The 16,708-nt window shown below is 63.4% G+C and carries 25 protein-coding genes; 11 read left to right on the top strand and 14 right to left on the bottom strand.

Annotation, left to right across the window (positions count from 1 at the left end; all coding sequences use genetic code 11):
- Nucleotides 1-24: 24 nt before the first annotated feature.
- Complete coding sequence (locus F1C58_RS16325; RefSeq protein ID WP_185204328.1) at nt 25-3,066, bottom strand: type I restriction endonuclease subunit R; 3,042 nt, start codon at nt 3,064-3,066, stop codon at nt 25-27.
- Nucleotides 3,059-3,301: a DUF4357 domain-containing protein gene (locus F1C58_RS17130; RefSeq protein WP_370543725.1), complete on the bottom strand. Its 243-nt coding sequence runs from the start codon at nt 3,299-3,301 to the stop codon at nt 3,059-3,061. Before F1C58_RS17130 ends, F1C58_RS16325 begins: the two co-directional genes overlap by 8 nt.
- Nucleotides 3,302-3,401: 100 nt before the next feature.
- Here F1C58_RS17130 and F1C58_RS16315 point away from each other — a divergent pair, with 100 nt between their 5' ends.
- Nucleotides 3,402-3,770, top strand: a complete 369-nt coding sequence (locus tag F1C58_RS16315; RefSeq protein ID WP_255461404.1) for an SDR family oxidoreductase — start codon at nt 3,402-3,404, stop codon at nt 3,768-3,770.
- 38 nt (nt 3,771-3,808) lie between these two features.
- Nucleotides 3,809-4,858: a hypothetical protein gene (locus F1C58_RS16310; protein ID WP_185204325.1), complete on the top strand. Its 1,050-nt coding sequence runs from the start codon at nt 3,809-3,811 to the stop codon at nt 4,856-4,858.
- A 2-nt stretch (nt 4,859-4,860) separates the two neighbouring features.
- On the opposite strand, the gene F1C58_RS16305 is transcribed toward F1C58_RS16310, so the two are convergent.
- On the bottom strand, nt 4,861-5,331 hold the full coding sequence (locus F1C58_RS16305; protein WP_185204324.1) for a hypothetical protein: 471 nt from the start codon (nt 5,329-5,331) through the stop codon (nt 4,861-4,863).
- 211 nt (nt 5,332-5,542) lie between these two features.
- Between F1C58_RS16305 and F1C58_RS16300 the strand changes: the two genes are divergently transcribed.
- From F1C58_RS16300 to F1C58_RS16280, 5 genes are all read left to right on the top strand, one after another.
- Complete coding sequence (locus tag F1C58_RS16300) at nt 5,543-5,917, top strand: hypothetical protein (protein ID WP_185204323.1); 375 nt, start codon at nt 5,543-5,545, stop codon at nt 5,915-5,917.
- A gap of 85 nt (nt 5,918-6,002) precedes the next feature.
- Nucleotides 6,003-6,548 carry a hypothetical protein gene (locus tag F1C58_RS16295; protein ID WP_185204322.1) on the top strand — a complete coding sequence of 182 codons (546 nt, stop codon included), beginning with the start codon at nt 6,003-6,005 and terminating at the stop codon, nt 6,546-6,548.
- On the top strand, nt 6,545-7,024 hold the full coding sequence (locus tag F1C58_RS16290; RefSeq protein WP_185204321.1) for a hypothetical protein: 480 nt from the start codon (nt 6,545-6,547) through the stop codon (nt 7,022-7,024). Before F1C58_RS16295 ends, F1C58_RS16290 begins: the two co-directional genes overlap by 4 nt.
- On the top strand, nt 7,021-7,260 hold the full coding sequence (locus tag F1C58_RS16285) for a hypothetical protein (RefSeq protein ID WP_185204320.1): 240 nt from the start codon (nt 7,021-7,023) through the stop codon (nt 7,258-7,260). Before F1C58_RS16290 ends, F1C58_RS16285 begins: the two co-directional genes overlap by 4 nt.
- Before the next feature lie 101 nt (nt 7,261-7,361).
- Nucleotides 7,362-7,784, top strand: coding sequence for a hypothetical protein (locus F1C58_RS16280; RefSeq protein ID WP_185204319.1), 423 nt, complete (start codon nt 7,362-7,364; stop codon nt 7,782-7,784).
- Nucleotides 7,785-7,918: 134 nt separating this feature from the next.
- On the opposite strand, the gene F1C58_RS16275 is transcribed toward F1C58_RS16280, so the two are convergent.
- Nucleotides 7,919-8,146 (bottom strand): hypothetical protein, encoded by a 228-nt coding sequence (locus F1C58_RS16275; RefSeq protein WP_185204318.1) that lies wholly within the window; start codon nt 8,144-8,146, stop codon nt 7,919-7,921.
- Nucleotides 8,147-8,267: 121 nt separating this feature from the next.
- Here F1C58_RS16275 and F1C58_RS16270 point away from each other — a divergent pair, with 121 nt between their 5' ends.
- From F1C58_RS16270 to F1C58_RS16255, 4 genes are all read left to right on the top strand, one after another.
- Nucleotides 8,268-8,735: a hypothetical protein gene (locus F1C58_RS16270; protein WP_185204317.1), complete on the top strand. Its 468-nt coding sequence runs from the start codon at nt 8,268-8,270 to the stop codon at nt 8,733-8,735.
- On the top strand, nt 8,732-9,022 hold the full coding sequence (locus tag F1C58_RS16265; RefSeq protein ID WP_185204316.1) for a hypothetical protein: 291 nt from the start codon (nt 8,732-8,734) through the stop codon (nt 9,020-9,022). The genes F1C58_RS16270 and F1C58_RS16265 overlap by 4 nt, the downstream gene beginning before the upstream one ends.
- Nucleotides 9,019-9,381 (top strand): hypothetical protein, encoded by a 363-nt coding sequence (locus F1C58_RS16260; protein ID WP_185204315.1) that lies wholly within the window; start codon nt 9,019-9,021, stop codon nt 9,379-9,381. The genes F1C58_RS16265 and F1C58_RS16260 overlap by 4 nt, the downstream gene beginning before the upstream one ends.
- Nucleotides 9,382-9,447: 66 nt before the next feature.
- Nucleotides 9,448-10,824, top strand: coding sequence for a hypothetical protein (locus tag F1C58_RS16255; protein WP_185204314.1), 1,377 nt, complete (start codon nt 9,448-9,450; stop codon nt 10,822-10,824).
- Between the two features lie 36 nt (nt 10,825-10,860).
- Here F1C58_RS16255 and F1C58_RS16250 read toward each other — a convergent pair whose 3' ends face one another.
- From F1C58_RS16250 to F1C58_RS16205, 10 genes are all read right to left on the bottom strand, one after another.
- Entirely contained in the window at nt 10,861-11,154 is a 294-nt protein-coding gene (locus tag F1C58_RS16250; protein ID WP_185204313.1) for a hypothetical protein, read from the bottom strand.
- A gap of 22 nt (nt 11,155-11,176) precedes the next feature.
- Entirely contained in the window at nt 11,177-12,493 is a 1,317-nt protein-coding gene (locus tag F1C58_RS16245; RefSeq protein ID WP_185204312.1) for a type II toxin-antitoxin system HipA family toxin, read from the bottom strand.
- Nucleotides 12,493-12,816, bottom strand: a complete 324-nt coding sequence (locus F1C58_RS16240) for a helix-turn-helix transcriptional regulator (RefSeq protein WP_185204311.1) — start codon at nt 12,814-12,816, stop codon at nt 12,493-12,495. The genes F1C58_RS16245 and F1C58_RS16240 overlap by 1 nt, the downstream gene beginning before the upstream one ends.
- Before the next feature lie 106 nt (nt 12,817-12,922).
- Nucleotides 12,923-13,165 carry a hypothetical protein gene (locus F1C58_RS16235; RefSeq protein WP_185204310.1) on the bottom strand — a complete coding sequence of 81 codons (243 nt, stop codon included), beginning with the start codon at nt 13,163-13,165 and terminating at the stop codon, nt 12,923-12,925.
- Between the two features lie 5 nt (nt 13,166-13,170).
- Nucleotides 13,171-13,758, bottom strand: a complete 588-nt coding sequence (locus tag F1C58_RS16230; protein WP_185204309.1) for a hypothetical protein — start codon at nt 13,756-13,758, stop codon at nt 13,171-13,173.
- 3 nt (nt 13,759-13,761) lie between these two features.
- On the bottom strand, nt 13,762-14,061 hold the full coding sequence (locus tag F1C58_RS16225) for a hypothetical protein (protein ID WP_185204308.1): 300 nt from the start codon (nt 14,059-14,061) through the stop codon (nt 13,762-13,764).
- 167 nt (nt 14,062-14,228) lie between these two features.
- A complete protein-coding gene (locus F1C58_RS16220) occupies nt 14,229-14,600 on the bottom strand; it encodes a hypothetical protein (protein WP_219732087.1) in 372 nt (123 codons plus the stop codon).
- Between the two features lie 181 nt (nt 14,601-14,781).
- Complete coding sequence (locus tag F1C58_RS16215) at nt 14,782-15,273, bottom strand: hypothetical protein (RefSeq protein WP_185204306.1); 492 nt, start codon at nt 15,271-15,273, stop codon at nt 14,782-14,784.
- The gene (locus F1C58_RS16210) at nt 15,270-15,893 is read right to left on the bottom strand and encodes a hypothetical protein (RefSeq protein ID WP_185204305.1); all 624 of its coding nucleotides are present in this window, start codon (nt 15,891-15,893) and stop codon (nt 15,270-15,272) included. The genes F1C58_RS16215 and F1C58_RS16210 overlap by 4 nt, the downstream gene beginning before the upstream one ends.
- Nucleotides 15,894-15,979: 86 nt before the next feature.
- Nucleotides 15,980-16,702, bottom strand: a complete 723-nt coding sequence (locus F1C58_RS16205; RefSeq protein WP_185204304.1) for a hypothetical protein — start codon at nt 16,700-16,702, stop codon at nt 15,980-15,982.
- Between the last annotated feature and the right edge of the window lie 6 nt (nt 16,703-16,708).

The raw sequence follows: 16,708 nt of genomic DNA, 5'->3' as shown, positions 1-16,708 counted from the left end.
GCTACACCAGATGTAATAAAAAACTCACCCGAGCCCGAAGTACCGCTCGAAGAATTCGGCAAACCGGTCAAGTACTCGCTGCTTCTTCTCGCCGTGGCCACCGCCCGGCGAGAACCGCGACACGGGCGGCAGTACCTTGGTGATCGCCACCCCGGTGGTCTGAATGACACCATCGCGAAAAGCTCGGTCGATGAACTCGCGGGTGGCGTCGGCATTGAGACCCTCATCGGCAATCAGGTACGTAAGCTCAGCATCCCGTCGGGCCGTGACGAAGGCGGCCCACTCTTGGTCGACCGCACCTGCCACGGAAACACGATCGACGAAAGCCTCGATGAGGTCTTTCTTGTTGCGCAAGCTGGGTGACGCGTCGATAGCGCGGGTGATCTCGGCACGCACCTCTTTGTCATCACCGTCGCCGCGCTCGTCGCGGTATTTCTGCACGAGCAGCAGGATGTAGTCGACCGTGATCTCGACCTGCTTGATGAGCTCAATTTCGAAGACAATGTCGTCATTGATCGTCTCCTTCTCGTCGGTCGGCCGACGCAGAGAGGCGTAGAGGTCGAGGTATTCCGAGCGGTAGTCCTGCATTTGCCGCTCGGTAAGAATCTCGTTGCCCTCAAAGTCGTCGAAGGAGGTCAAAATGTTCTGCAGACGCAGAATCGCACCGAGCAGGGCAATGAAGTCTTTCTGGTCCTGCTCTCCGATGATCTGCTGGCCCGGAACAAACCGGTCGAGCAACTCCGTGACCTTGCCCGCGTACTCCGTGTAGTACTCGCCGTACGGCTTGAGCACCACGACGCCCTGCGCGTTTTTGTTACCAAACAGGGCGATCGCATCATTCGTCTGCTGCTCGAGGTCGCGAAAGCTGACAATGTTGCCGTACGTCTTCACCGCATTCAGGATGCGGTTGGTGCGTGAGTAGGCCTGGATCAGCCCGTGAGAGCGCAGGTTCTTATCAACCCACAGAGTGTTGAGCGTCGTGGCGTCGAACCCGGTCAGGAACATGTTCACGACAATGACGACGTCGATCTCGCGGTTCTTGAGCCTCATCGAGAGATCGGTGTAGTAGCCGGCGAAGCCGTCAGAGCTCGTGCCCCACCGCGTGCCGAACATGGTGTTGTAGTCGGTGATCGCCTCGTCCAAGAACTGCCGCGACGGCAGGTCAAGGTCGCCGGTGTCGAAACCCTCTTCGTCGAGAAACCCGTCGACTACAGCCTCATTGGCGGCGAACGAGTAGATGATGCCAACTTTGAGGCGTTGAGCATCCGGAATCGTCGACTGCATCGACCGGAACGCCGAGTAGTACCGCTTCGCCGCCTCGATCGAAGCTGTGGCGAACAGGGAGTTGAAGCCGCGCACCCGGCGTTCCCCCAGTGCGTAGTGTTCGCTGCGCCGGGTCTTCTGGTCGAAGTGTTCCAAAATGTATTCAACAACCATGCCGATGCGGGTCGAATCGAGCAGCGCCCGCTCGGTATCGATCGCCGACACCTGCTTGTCGGTCAGCCCTTCGGGCAGTTTGATTGTGTTGACGTAGTCGATGCGAAACGGCAACACGTTCTTATCGGTGATCGCGTTAACGATTGTGTACGTGTGCAGCTTCTCGCCAAACGCCTGCTCGGTGGTCTTCAGCTGCGGGTTGCCACCCGATCCGGCATTCTCGGCAAAGATCGGGGTGCCGGTAAATCCGAACAGGTTGTAACGCTTGAACGCCTTCGTGATCGAGGCGTGCATGTCGCCAAATTGGGAACGGTGGCACTCGTCAAAGATGAGCACCACATGGCCGTCGTAGATTGTGTGGCTTTTGTCTGACTGTACGAGTCGGGCGAGCTTCTGAATTGTCGTGATGACAATGCGCCGCTCTGGGTCTGCCAGGTGCTTGGCCAGTTGCGCGGTCGAGGTCGATGCGTTCGCTGACCCTTTCTCGAAGCGGTCGTACTCTTTCTGCGTCTGCCAGTCCAAGTCTTTCCGGTCCACAACGAACAGCACCTTGTCGACACTCGGCAACTTCGAGGCGAGCTGTGCGGCCTTGAAGGAGGTGAGGGTCTTGCCCGACCCGGTCGTGTGCCACACGTACCCGCCTGCCGCGGTCGTGCCGAGCTTCTTGTAGTTGGTGGCCACCTCGATGCGCTGCAGAATGCGCTCGGTCGCCACGATTTGGTACGGGCGCATCACCATCAACTGGCGGTCACCGGTGAGCACGCAATACCGGGTCAAGATGGCGAGTAACGCGTGCTTGGCGAAGAACGTCTTCGTGAACCCCACCAAGTCACGGATCGGAGTGTTCGCGGCATCCGCCCACCATGAGGTGAACTCGAACGAGTTGCTCGACTTGCGCGTGCGTGCCCGCCCCGCAGCATCCTCAATATGTTGGCGCCGGGTGGTGTTCGAGTAGTACTTCGTCAGCGTGCCATTGCTGATGACAAACAACTGCACGTAGTCGAACAAGCCGGAGCCTGCCCAGAAACTGTCGCGCTGGTAGCGGTCGATCTGATTGAACGCCTCGCGAATATCGACCCCGCGCCGCTTCAACTCCACATGCACGAGCGGCAACCCGTTGACCAGAATCGTCACGTCGTAGCGGTTCGCGTTCGCACCCCCAGACTCCACCCCGCCAACACCACCGGCCGCGACCTCGTATTGGTTGATCACCTGCAGGCGATTGTTGTGGATGCTCTTCTTATCGATCAGCGCAATGTTCTTAGTGCTGCCATCATCACGCCTGAAGCCATAAACGTGGTCTTCTTGCACGCGCACTGTCTTCTGCACCGCGCCATCGTTGGCACCCACCACGTATTCGGCGAGCAGCCGCTGCCACTCGCCGTCGGTGAACGTGACAGCGTTGAGCGCCTCAAGTTGCACACGCAAATTCGCCAGCAGCTCACCCCCTGAGTGGATCGTCACGTACTCGAATGCCTGGCCCTGCAGCAACCGGATGAACTCCCGCTCAAGTTCCGCCTCCGACTGATACGCGGCCGAGCCGGAAGAGTCGGGCACGAACTCAGCGACGACCGTGCTCTCAGCGCTGATCGCGATCGGCTCGAACCGAGTTGCGGCGGATTCAGACATCGATATCGCGCTCTTCCCAGGCTCCATACGTGCCGCCGGGCCAGGTCCACTCGATACGGCCATTGCAAGATCGTCCAAGCGCTATTGCCCCCGCGGTTGAAGGGGAACGAAATGGTATGTCCCGCGTTACTCGACCTGTTCCGTTCTCGACCGAGATCGACCCGTCTGCGACTAACCGCTCGTGTTGCGCTCGGTAACCAGCGTAGGCACGCTGAGTGCTTTCGGCGCTGCCCACACCACTCCAGGCGGCCCGGACAGTCGACCCTGCGAGCACGGTGAACTCGTCACCGATAACCTGTGCGCGTGCGTCAACTCCCGCCTTGGCGTGCAGGAGAGTGAAAACTGGAGAAGCGTTATCCGCCAATCCAGATGTCGGGATGGCAGGACCAGTGCGGATCGCATTGACGCCTAGGACGGGCAACTACACAGCGTCGAAAGCAGCGCTCGAAGGCTTCGCCAGGTCGTTTGCGCGCGAGTACGCCAGTCGCGGCATTCGCATCAACGTCGTCGCGCCCGGCCCAACCGACACTGACATGATCGCCGCTTTGAACGACGAGCAGAAGCAGGCCATGGCCGCCGGCGTACCCCTCGGCCGGCTCGGCCGAGTCGAAGAGATCGCCAGCGTTGTCTACTGGGTGTCTCAGTCCACGTTCATGACCGGCACCACAGTCCCCGTCGCCGGCGGCCTGGAACTCGGCTACTGATCGTGCCAAACTCGCGGCCGTCTCGTTCAAACGCCACAATGCAGGGCCAGTGGCTTCTCGTCGAGCGGGAGCAGCACCTGCTCGCGGCGGGCGACAAAACCTACACCGGGGTGAGCCTCCGCCGTACTCTGGACCCGGTCGGGCGCGCGATCCTCATGCCGGAACTGAAGTCAGCGGCGCAACGAACCACCGACACGGCTCTCGAAGTGAGCTACGACTCGAGGAACTGGGTGGTGAGGACCATTCCGATCATCGCGCCGCAATCCGGCGAGATCACCGCCGTCCTGGGCATCTACGTTGAGGCAGGCGACGTCCTTCCGGGCGCTCCGATTGTCGGATCATGGGAATGGGAGGTGAGCCCTCCCGGCCCAAACCAGACCATGCGCAGCTACTGGGACGACGAGATGTTCGAGATCTACGGCATCGAGCCGACCGGCCACAGCTCAGGAAGAGGAGCATGGCCCACCCCTCAGTGGTTCAACGAAATCATCGTCCCGGAGGATCGCGCGCGGCTGAGGATCATGATCGACGAAGGCATCTCCGCGGTCACGCCAGAGCTTCACACCCTGATCTACAGCGTTGTCACCGGTAGCGGATCCTCGAAGCCCGGGCGGAGGAAGCTGCGGCTATCCGGACGCGCCCACAAGGACGCATCGGCCGACATCGTCTGGCTTCGCGGAATCACCCACGAAATCTCAGATCACATCGACGAGTCCACTCCCGGGCTGACGGCTGCGCTGACGGACGACTTCCTCCGGGCAGCGTTCGAGCTGGCGACGGACGTGGCACTCGCGGCCGTCGACACGAGGTACTGGCATGTCTACATGACCTCGCCCGGCTGGGAAGCGGCCGGCTTGGCGACGATCACAAACGGCTCGATTTCTAGCCTGGCTGAGAGGACCGACATCGCCGAGCTTGAGCAGTTCCTGCTCGCGGCGGCGCTGTCACCGGAAGTGGCAGAAAAACCACTCGTCGTGAAGTTGCAGACCGCACCGGGCGCCTACAAGTTCTACTCCGTCCGCGCGAGCGGACTGCGATCGGGATCTGAGAAGAATCGGTACGTGATGATGCGGGTCTCGCCGCTCTAGCCTCAACGGCCCCACGGCGAGGTGATGCCGAGCTCGGAACGGCATATCTCGTGGGCGACGTCTTTGGCTTGGGCGATGACGGCCTCGGTCTGGTCGATTGTCATCTCAAGCGCTTCGGCCATCTGTTCCGGCATCAGCGCGTCGGAGGGTGCCGCGATAGATCCGCTGAAGAGCCGCTCGGCGACCACTCCGGCCTGCCAGGACAGTTGCGTGCAAGCCATGATGACGATGAAACCGAGAGCGCGCGACTCGGCGGTAGTGAGGAGCTCATGGATGGATGGTTCGCGGCGGGGCTCACTGAGCGCAGGCCGACCAGAGTCTCTGATCTCACCTGCCGGACTAGCACGCCGAGCTGGGGCGAAGTTGGCCAGAGACATGACCCGACTGATGGTGATCTTGGACCGGCCTGGACGTCGGCGCGCGGTGCGCGACAGGCTTTGTATGTTGACGTGATGGGCGACGAACGAGGTCACGATTTCCTTTGCGGTAGCAGGTGTCAAGTCTCTGTACCCGCTAAGCAATTCTGTCGCTCGGAGCTACCGTCGGCCATGGCATCACGCGCATGAACGACCTCACTCAGGCTATCTGATCATTTGCGCTATTGCACCATTCTTGAAGCTCCTCGCACCCCCACTGCGGGGGCAACGGAGCTTCAGGCGATGACCTCCCGCGCATGGTCTTCCTATGAACTCCATCGAAGAGGAAGACCAGCAGCTCCTGAGCGCCGCAATCGCCCGCCAGGAGCAGATCGACATCCGAGTCGCCAGACTGACCGACGAAGGACTCGGAGACTGGATAAGCGGAACTCTCCCACTCCTGAACGCCCCCAACAAGGACGCCGAAGCCGCGAACGAACTCATCCTCGCCTACATCATGCTTCTCGTCGCCACCCACGAACTCGACCGTGACACCAAGCACCTCGCAGCGCTGCAGAACATCCGCGAACTCTACGAATTCCACGCCTCCGTCGCGCCGGCACCCGACTCTCTGGACACCATTCTCAATGAGCTCGGAACGGCTCTCGGACCGGTCACCGGCCCGGACGGCGAAGCGCTGTGACCGGCATCACTCCCGACCGGAACCCAGCATGACCCTCGCTGGTGCGCCGAAACGCTGGTCCTCACGCTTCCAGACTGCAACGCGGTTGACCACGGTAGCCGCCGTGCTGGCTCTCACTCTCGCTGGCTGCAGCGGCCTTCTTGCGCGGCCGAAACCGTCCCCGGAGGCGCGCACCACAGCGGATGTCACTAGGGCGATCGAAGCCATACCTGGCGTCGCACTCGTCCAGATCGGGGGCGGGCCCGATGGTCTCCCTGGCCAAAACGAAATCAACGCTCGCATCATCGTCGAACCGGAGCTCGCCCCAGCGACCGATCAACTCCTCGACTACGTGCTCCGCCAGATGTGGTCGCAGAACAAAACCCACATCAGCACACTCGTGTCGATCAGCTTCTTCATCGGAACAGCGGACGCCCCGACGGCAGCTGAGCGTGCCGACCTTGCCCCCGCCCTCACGAAGCTCGGATTCACCGGCTACGACTCGGACCCAACCCGCATCAGATACCTCGGATACGGACTCGGCGCCTCCGAAATGAGCAAGCACTACAGCGCATGGCCAGGCCCGGTCCCGGTTCTTCCTTCAGGCCTTGCCGTCCCCTCAGCGGCGCCGAACGTAGAGGCCACCCCGTGAGCCGCCGCCTCATCGGCCTGGCTCTCGCAGCGGCGGCCGCGATCCTTCTCACTGGCTGCGCCTTGGCTCCGCCGACGGTACGCACTCCAGACCCCTCACTCGCAGCGCTGTCCGACGAGATCGCCGCAATCGACGGCGTGCAGGACGCGGTCGCCACAACCAGCTACGACGGATCCCCCGCCACAAAACGGATCATCGCCCGGATCTATCTGGACGAACCGGCGACCGCAGACGTGCCATCCGTCGCCCAGGCGACGCTCCTGCACCTGTGGCAATTCGACGGGTTCGCACCGAGCGGATACACGGTCGAAATGTGGAGCGGACCGAAGCAGAGTCCCCCGTACGACAACACCAAACGAGTGGACCTGACCGAAACGCTGCCCCTGCTGCAGATACCGGGCGCCCGAGCGTTCAAGGGTGACCTGTACCTGTCAGCTTCCGACCTCGAAGCCAAGTTCGAACCGGTGTCGCGATGAGCCCAACCACTCCGCTCTCCCCGCCGCATCCCACTGTCGTGTCAGCGGAGCAGATGGACGCGATGGACCGGTTCGTCGAACGCGTCGGCGACCGAATCGGCCGCTCCGCTCTCACCGCCGCTGAGCGGGCCGAATGGGCTGCGCTGACCGGATGCACGCCCGGGAGCTCCCGCGAGCGTGACGACGGCCATAACCCCGCGACGAACGTGGCCCTGTGGCCAGGCTCGGAATGGTGACATCGGATCCCGACGTTACCGGCGCCGGGCACTGCCGCGCATGCAATAGGTGACATGTGAGCTCGCGACCGCGAGCATCCGACCGAGGAGCGCGACCCACCGTGACCATCCACACCCGCGAGACCATCAGACAGCGCATCGCGCAGGCTCTCTACCAGACCGAGACCAAGCTGTCCTGGGATGCCGCGCGCACCTGCGCGAGCGAAGGTTCGGCCGAACACCGGCTGCAGGTCGACGAGTGCCTTCGGCGTGCGGATGAGTTCCTTCCGATCTTCGAGGCGATGATCGCACCGGTGGACGATTCGGTCTCGGGCGAGGCGGTCTTCGAGCGGGACCTGCAACAGCGGGCGATCGGAGCGCAGCAGGCCCTCAGTAGTGCGGCAGCCTCGGCGTTGAGATTCCTCGTCGATCTGAAACGCGGTGTCGCCGGTTCGTTCGCGGCAAGCGATCGACTGTTCGAGCACGCGACAGTCTCTTATGAGAACCTTCGCGCCAGAACTCTGGCCGGATGGGTTGCACGATGAGCCGCAGGACCGCTGACGATTCCGGCGAACCTTTGAGCCGCGCCGATGGTCAACTCGTCGAACAGAAGCTGCTCGATGTGGCGCTGTATCCCGCGGGTGACTTCGTCAGCTATGTGCGGCTGCACCGGCGGTCTTCACCCGCTTCCCGTCAGCCTGGAACCGAGTCCGACGTAATAGTTGCCGTCGGGTCCAGATGACTGCCTCGACACGATCACGGTCACGATCACGAAGATGAGCACGAACACGAGCACGAGGAAGAGCACGAACACGATGAAGAAGAGCACGAACGAGAAGATCCACTCCGGCACCACCGAGATCACCGCGATCGAGCCGGCAGGAGCCGCCTTACCTGGAACGGGCATCAGCAACCCCGAATGGGAGACCGCGGAGCCGCGGGCTGAAGCGGACCTCGCGGCCCTCGCCCGAGCCGGCATTCCGGCGCTGCTCTCCGCTATCAGTAGCGCCCAAGCGATCATCGCCGAGGTGACCGCGGCGGACCTCCGCGGGATCCAGTATGGCGACACGGACCGTCAACGTCTCGAGTCAGTGTTCCGGATCCTTGACCCGCTGATCAACGGCCGAGCTCTGCACGTTCCGGTCGCGGACGCGTTCTCGGCAGACACTCCTGTCCCCACGGAGCCGGACGGCCCCCGGGAGGGAATCTGCCAGCCAGGAGACCTCTCTTTCGCGTTCCAGTTCGAGCTCATTCCAGGGATGTCCAAAACTTACGCCTGCTCGATCTGCGGCCGGGAGGTGGGGGAAGTGACCGAGAGCCATCGGACAGAACGGAGCCGCACCGCCACCTCTCACCAGCCGGCCGCCTCGTCGATCTCCACTGACGAGAGGATCGCCGCGCTTATCGACAAGCACCTCAGGCACCGCTCCCCCGCCGATCTGGTCTGCCGTGACGAGCTGCTCGCCGCGCTGATGCCGAACGTGGGTTCGCGATGATCGGCGCGGTCGAGTCCCGATCCAATCGGCGCAGCACAATCACCATCCGCACACGATGGAAGCTGTGGCGCTCCGTGCCCGCTTCCTACCGGAAGATCATGTTGGCGAAAGTGCCGACCCTGCCGGGAAGCTACCTTGACGGCGAAGGGCAAAGGTGGAGCCTCGACGCCAGCGGACACTGGTTCGACCATCACGGCCACACCGAGAGCCGGCGACACAACTGGCTGCTCGGCTCGTTCGACTTCGTTCTCTCGACAGATGACAGCGAAAGCGAGCCCACCGCATGATCGCACTAGACGCCACCTTCGACTCGGACGGCTACCCGACCGACGAGTCGCTGGAAGCGATCGAGACGTTCGTCGGGACGCCGAAGGACCTGGTCGCGTTCGCGGCGCAGATGTTCGATGGCGGCTCCGTTTCGATCACCGACGTGGTTGACGATTTCGGTCGCGACGCAAAGCAGGTCGCTTTCGTCACCTGCGGCTGGTCCGGGGCAGAATCTGTGATCGGGGCGCTCAGCTACCGGACCGGGTTCCATCTGTTCTTCTGGCACTCGTCGTATCGGGGCGGCAAGCACGTTTATGAGATCCCCGCCGACCGGTGGGATGTCGTCACGCTCCTTGCGAGGTTCGACCTGCACACTTGACCAGGCTGCCGCGCATGTTCTGAGGGCAAAGAGAACGCCGCCCAGAAACAGATCGAGGTTCAGGCCATGACCGTCACAGCCACCCCCACCCGGAACCGTACGCCCAGCGCGCTCGCCCACCGGATCACCACCGTCCGCGAGGTCGAAGACCTTGTCACCCTGCTTCGCTCCCCAGCGAGAACCACCCCGGTCGTGGCTGTTTCCACCCAGAACCGGGAAGACGTCCCGCTCATAGACGCTGACCGAATCGCGGAAGCGTTAGGCAACACGGCCACTGTGTTCCTGATCAAAACGGGCTCGCTCACTTACGCCTTCGCCGACCTCATGGTCGAGGGCTCTCACGTCTACGGCGGCGCAGGACGGGTCTATCAGCCGGGCACTGCCTGGGAGGAAGACCTCCGACGTTCTCCCCTCAGATTCGCATACGACGCGGCTGGTGGCGCTTCCTCCACCGAGCAACTGATCGACGACGCTGCCATCCCCAGAGGGCAGGCAACACCGCCGACCGGAGCAGCGAACTCAGCGTTCAGCGCCGAGCAGCTTGAACTTCTCGCCCGCGCTTCCGCCGCTGCTGCCAGCGCGCCCGTCACAGCCCCGCTGGCTGCGGCTGAGTCAGCTCCGGCACAGTCAGTCACACCCGCAATCCTGCGCTCTGAGCCGGTCGTCTCTGACGTACCCCGGACAGAGCCCGCCCCGCAGCGACTGAGCGGAATCGCCGCGGTCGCCGCGAGTACCCAGCCGATCGCCATTGTCGAACCGTCCGAGGCTCCAAGCCCGGGACGGAAGACCGGAGCCCTGAACGACGCTCTGCTCACCATCACCGCGCTCAAAGCGACGAACGCTTCGCTGCAGGCAACCATCGCCGCAGGACGAGCGCAAGCTCTCAACGACTGCGCCGACCGCATGAATGAAGCGATCGTCGAGAACGCGAGACTGGTCCGCCAGCTGAGCGACATCCGTGCCCGCAACACCGAGCAGCTCTCCGCTCTGCGGAAGAAAAACGGCAAGGTCGAGACGGCCGCATCCGACTTCCGACCGGAGCTCTTCCCCACCGAGGCGGACGCCGTGAAGCATGAGGTGTACCTCGCCTGGGTCGCCCGCGTTCCCGCGAACGAAAAGCCGACAACCCCGCTCCCGGACTTCTCTGTCGGTACGGAGTTTGTCAACTCCCTCGAGAAGCTGTCCCCCGGCCAGTTCACCAAGGCGATGAAATGTGTCGTGGATGTCCTCTGCGACCTGGCGCGGGAATCCCGAGGGATCCACCCGCTGCGGGGCACGGCAGCCGCCGACGTCGGCGGAATCGTTCGAGCTGATGGCGCGGTCTGCTTCCGAGCGTACGTCGAACAGAAGGCGTCGTCCGCACGCCGGCTCCACTACTGGAAGCTCGTCGACGGGACCATTGAGCTCAGCCGGGTGGTCACCCACGACGACATGAAGCCGTAACCGCGAGGGTAGCTGCCGGTCGATCGGGGTACGCGGTCAGCGGTCAGCGGAGACAGCGCCGCTCGACCGGGCGAAATGCCTCGCTCGTTCCATGTCTAGGAAGAGACTCGCCGCCGACAGGGTCCCCATTCCGCTCTTCGCCGCGGAGAGTTCCGCGGTCAAACGCATGATCTCCGTCCTCAGCTGCGACACTTCGAGTCTCAGCTGGTCGGACAGAGCGTCGGCTGCGATCTCGTGCTCACAATCCGGCCGGGTCTGCCAGAAAATGGATGCACGGACGTGCGCGATCGTTGCGTCTTCGTTGACGATGTCGAGTTCTGCGTGGCTCATGGGAAGAACATGCGCGGCAACGTCAGGTTGCGGCCGGCTTCTTCTTCTTCGCGGGCGCGACCTCATGGTGGTCCTTCGCGACCACGGCGGTCGCCGCGGCAGGGAGTCCGGCTTCTTTCGCAAACTCCGGCCAGGAGCGCACCGCATCGTTCACCTCACCGATGATCGACGCGGCCCGTTCGACACCGTGCCGTTCAGCGAAGGTGAGGAAGTCCTGACGCCGTATCTTCTCGAACCTTCCGTTCACGCTCATCAGATGCTGGTGGGTCCACTCGCCTTCCGGGTTGAAAGCGTGGGTGATGTCGTACGCCGGTGCGAGTGACCACAGTCCGTCCGGGTCCATCAGGAATCCGAAGTTCTTCGTGTGGTCGTCGCAGTTCGCGGCGACCACGTTGAACACCATCCGACGGAACGCTTCCGTGCGGGCTGACGCGCCGAGTTCGAGCTCGCCGATCGCTCCCTGGTATTGGGCGTAGTCGTGCACTCCGATGGTATTGAAGTCGAGGATGGACATCCCGCAAAGCGACTGCGTGTGAAGCTTCTGTCGCTCCGCGGTCCGGTCGAAGCGTTTCGTCATGAAGTGGGCGCGGCCGTTCTCCTCGAGCAGTCGCGTTTCCGTCATCGTGATGCCGGCCGCGCGCGCCATCTTCGAGTAGGCGTACTCGATCCGTCCGTAGTTTCCGCCCTTCCCGAGCTGGTGGTCGTCGCCGACACCGTCGAATTTCAGCAGCCACGCTTCGAACCCGTCGCTCGGCAGCACATGGCCGGGCCGGATCTCCTGGGTCTCCGAGTTGAAGTTCACGACCGCTTTTGCGCGCGCGCCACCGGCGCTCGTGCCCACGGTGATGATCTGCTGTAAGGCCTGCTTGGATTCACCCTCAGAGTTCAGCGTTCCCGCCACAGCGTCGCGCGCGCTCTGGACGAGCATCTGCAAATCCAGTGCGGTGGGAGGCAGGTCCTTCGCTCCGGTGTCCGGCTGGAACTCCAGCGCGCCGAGCCCGCGGCCGCCGAGGTACGCCAGACGGTCCAGGGCCGTGATGGACGAAACTGGTACGCCCTCTCGTGCCAACCACGCGTCGACCAGGCCGTTGCCGAACTTGTCCGGGAGGGCGTCTGCGATCGCGGGCGGGAGGCCTTGGAAGGTCTTCTGCGACAGGCTGGGGAATGTGTATCGGCGTTGCGACGTCGGCATGTGGATGGGTGAGATCTCGATGCCGGATCTGACCCACGCCGGGTCGTACTCGAAAACGTAGGCGCCGCGGGTCCGGCCACTGGCGAGAGCGCCGACGGTGCGGCCCCAGGCGATCACTTCGATCAGCTGCGTCGGGACGAACGCCATCAGCTGGCCGAGCCCATGCGAACGCGCTGGCGGGGCTTCGGTTCCAGCCGCTTCTGGCGGAGCATCTCGATCGGGCTGATCTCCCCGCCCGTGTCATCGAGGGTGTCGAGCCATTCGGTGCGGCCGAGCGCGCGCGCTACTTTGATGATCGTTACGAGGCTCGAGCCGTGGCCCGACTCGAGGTTCTGGACGGCACCTCGGCTAATGGACGCTCTGTCCGCAAGGGCTTCCTGGTCGAGTCCTTGCTGGATGCGGATAGCGCGGAACTGCTCGCCGACGCGGGCTTCCCACTCGTCTGTCGTGTGTTCCGGTGTGCCCATCATGGTAGTCATTATATGTCTTCTGAGGCTTAGTGCGCACAAAGATGTGCGTTGTTTCTGACCGATACGTCTTCGACGATATTCTCACCGAACCCGGCGATTTTCATTCTCACGGCTGATCAACTTCGTTCGGCGGCTGGGCGCGAAGCTGTCGGGTGATTACTGCGACGATCACCGCGATCACCAGCCCGCCGAAGTCGACGACGAGCGAGGCGGAAAGCAAGGGCGTGTGAAGAAGCGCAGCGGAAACCAGAAGCGCGGCGAGGTTCGTAGCGAAAGCCGCGACGGCGAGCACCGCGACAACGAAGGTCGTCTTCCGGACGGTGATCGTAGGTTTGCTTCCATCGCTCATAAGAACTACATGCGCGGGACAGATCCAGAGCGGATCCGCCGGACGAGCAGGTAACCCAACGGTGCAAGCGCACCTAGCGCAAACACGATCGCCGGCGGGGTGAGGGTGACGCGGACACCGTCGAAGTGCGGGTCGCCGGGGAGGACCCCGGTCACGAACTGCAACGGACACACGGCGAGGAAAGCCAACAGGAACACCGCGGAGACGCCCAGGAGGGCGCCGACCGAGACTGGGCGCGGCCGGCGGCGGGAGATGTCCGCCAAGGCAACAAGAAGGCACCCTACGAGGAACAGCACCACGAAGGGCCCAGAGGACGCCGCGACCGCAGAGAAAGTGCGAGGGCCGAACTCATCGGCACTGGTGTGCATCTCGTACGACAGCTGGATATATCGCAGACGATCGGTGACGGCGGTCATCGCCAGCTGGCCGTAGACGATGACCGACACGACGATGAACGACAGCCCGACGCCAAAGGCGATCTTTGCTTCTCCCCGTTTCAGACTGGTGAAGCCGAACCATCGGGATCGCGCCCGAATCTCAGCGATCTTCGCGGCGTTAGTCCGAGCAGACGCAGCGCGGCTTTTCTTCCCCATGGTTCAGGCCTCCTGCACAGCGGTGAGCTCGGTGCGAGGTTTCCCCGGACGGTTCGCTGCCCCGATCGTCACGCAGACAACCCCGACTAGGAACCCGATGACGGACAGCGCGATGATCGTGATGAGCGTCGATGTGTTGTGCGGGCCGGTGCGCCCGGAGACGCGATGCAGGTCGGAGTTGAGCATCACCAGCACTGCACGGTTAGTGAGAGCCTGCGCGATGAGCCAAGCGAACGCGAGCCCCGCCGCCAGCATCAGGAGTGTGCCGACTGCGATGAGAACGCGGACTGCGCGCGCGCCCACTGGCGCTGAGCCGGAACCAGATGGAGCGGATGCGTGTCGGCTCCGCAAGGTGGAGGCTGGCACAAGGTCAGAAGCGTCCGCCTGGGCGCTCGATTCCAGCGTGTTGGCAGTCATCATGTCCTTCCGGGGGTTCACAGTCTCGGGCGCAGGAGAAATCATCCGCTCGTCTACAGGCATGTGGCGACCGCATCCCGGTGCGGGTTCAGTCCTTTCAGAACCGATCGCTGAGTGTCGTCGGCGAGGCAGTCCGCGGCGGCATCCCACACGTCGGCATCCCGCGCTCGGCGGGTCCTGGCGGTGTCCAGCGGCTGGAGGCTGTGCTGGAATATCCCGCCGTGGCGTTTCAGGATGCAGCGGGCCGGGGCAGAACCGGGCTCGCGGACCAGGGCTTGGCATCGGTCCGTCTCGTAATCTCCGAGAACCGCGACCAGCAGCTGCGCAGGGGTGCCCACTTCGTTGAGGTGTTCCATACCAAGATCATGCGCGGCAGCAAAATGCCCGCGATCACAGCCGACGTATCTGCAGGAGAGATTCGCCATCGGCGAGGTTCTCTCGAAACCAGTCCAGTGCGGAGGCTGAATCTGCCGCCTCGACAGTCGACGCGCTGATCGGCCCGTCAGGTTCGACGCGGCGAAGAGCTTCCCAGTGCATGGGTCCAGTATGCCTCCGGGCAGCAGAATGGGCGGCACCCGCGAAGGTGCCGCCCATTCTGTGTTCGTTCTACTGCGCGGCCTTCAGTGCCGCCAGCTTGTCGCTGATGGCACAGAAGTCCGGCGACGGTCCGGAAGCCTCCTTGTACCGCGGGATCTCCTTCGGGTATCCGGGAGGACCGACAAGGCCGGCGTCGAAGACGTTCGCCTGAGCAGCGTTGTACTTCACCCAGATGTTCCGGTACACGCTGGCGTACGCGAGGCTCGGCGACTCGACGATCAACGGCTGGTCGCTCGAGGCAGGCTGGGGAGCCGCGACCTGGCAGGCGGTGTCCGCCGCAGCGGTCAGAGCCTCCCAGTTCTTGATGACGACGCCGTACTGCTTCTCCACGTTCGCCGGGCTGACGATCGACGCGGACTTGCTCGTCCACGCGCCCGCGAACCCGAGCACACCGAAGATGATTGCGGCGACCACGCCGAGACCCAGAGCGATGAACGCCCAGCGGACCCCGGTGGCTACGGGCTTCTTCTCGAAGCGGTCTGCCCGCTCGTCCCAGCTCATTTGGTCAGCCCGTCGATCAGGGCCTGAGCGCCAGCGGCGTCGCCCTTCTTCAAAAGCGCTTCCGCTTCCTTGGTCACGGAGTCTCCCGGGTCAACGGTTGCGACCTTCAGCGTCTGGCGCTGGAAAGAGGTCAGAGCGGTCGTGCAGCTGTACGCCAGGTTGGTGAAGTCCCAGTACTGCCCGCTCGGCGTAAATCCGTACCGGTACGCCGGCGGCGAGCCGTGAAACATCCCGTCCACAGACTGAGACTCAACCATCGATCCCATGCTGGAACCGTGGTCCACCCAGTGGTTGCCCGGGTAGTAGCTGGTGCTCGATGAGGTGAGCTTGCCGGCGATCGGGACGGTGTAGATCGGAGCGGTGTTGGACGGCGGGAACACCGTGCACCAGAGGATGGTCGACGGGGAGTCGTACACATCCTCCTGGGCGCGGGTGTAGTTGGAGTACTCGGCGTCGCCGGAGGTTTTCGGCGGCTTCCGGTTGTCGAACTTCTGAGTGCTGGAGTTCAGCTGAGAGTCTCGAGTCGTGGGTTCGGTGCAGGCGGCGAGGGAGCAGATCACCCCGATCGCAATCACTATCGCGGCGGTCTTCTTGAGCATGGTGTCTCCTGACAAGGTCATCTGGAATCCCCGCCGCACGTTGCGGCGACGAGGGCGGCGGCCGAGACGGCGCGCTTCACTCGCTACATGCGCGGCACCGCTGCGGCTCAGCTGTGGTAGTCGAACCCGACCAACCACCCGGCCTGCTTCGCCCCGATCTTCGGCTCCGACGTGGTCACGTTCACCGTGATCTCGTTGGTCTCAGCCTCCGGACGGGTGATGGACACCAGCGCGCGGCTGCCGCTGTCACGGACGATGAGCGCCGTGACCTCGAGAGCGGAGATGGTGGGGTCCGCGTTTACTGTCGCGAGAGCTGCGGCGCGGGCTTCGGACTGCGAGTCGTGATACGTGCCGATGGTCTTTCCGCCGGGGAAGCTGACGATGTACTTCGTGGTCGCCTTCCCCTCGGTCGCGGTCGCGACAGCTTTCCGCGCCTTCGGAAGGGAGACGATCCCGAAAGAAATGACGGTGTGGCCAAGGTCTTTACGAAGGCGCTCGGTGAGCGCCCAGGTGTTCCCGCGGCGGAACTGGACCAGGTCCTCTGCGGAGACGGTCAGCTTGTGCTTCGTCGTCTTCTCGACCGCGTCAGCGTCCGCGCACGTGGGGATCGCCACAGACTTGCCGTCGTAGACACGGAAAGGCTCTTCGTTCATTGAACGCTCCGCCGCGGCCGGCGTCATCAGCGGGTGCGTGTCGCTATGCCCTTCGCGGGCGTCTTCGTAGCGGTTCCGCTCGGTGTCGTTCCAGTGGTTGACGGCCTCGCGGATAGCGAGCCCGGGGGTTGCCGCCTGAGCGATTGCTACGAACGAGGTTTCAGTGTTGTGTCCCATGCACAG

Source organism: Glaciihabitans sp. INWT7 (assembly GCF_014217685.1).
In the GTDB taxonomy this organism is placed as follows: Bacteria; Actinomycetota; Actinomycetes; order Actinomycetales; family Microbacteriaceae; genus Lacisediminihabitans.
Note: the sequence above shows the minus strand (reverse complement) of the source record. Positions and strands in the feature narration are given on the sequence as shown.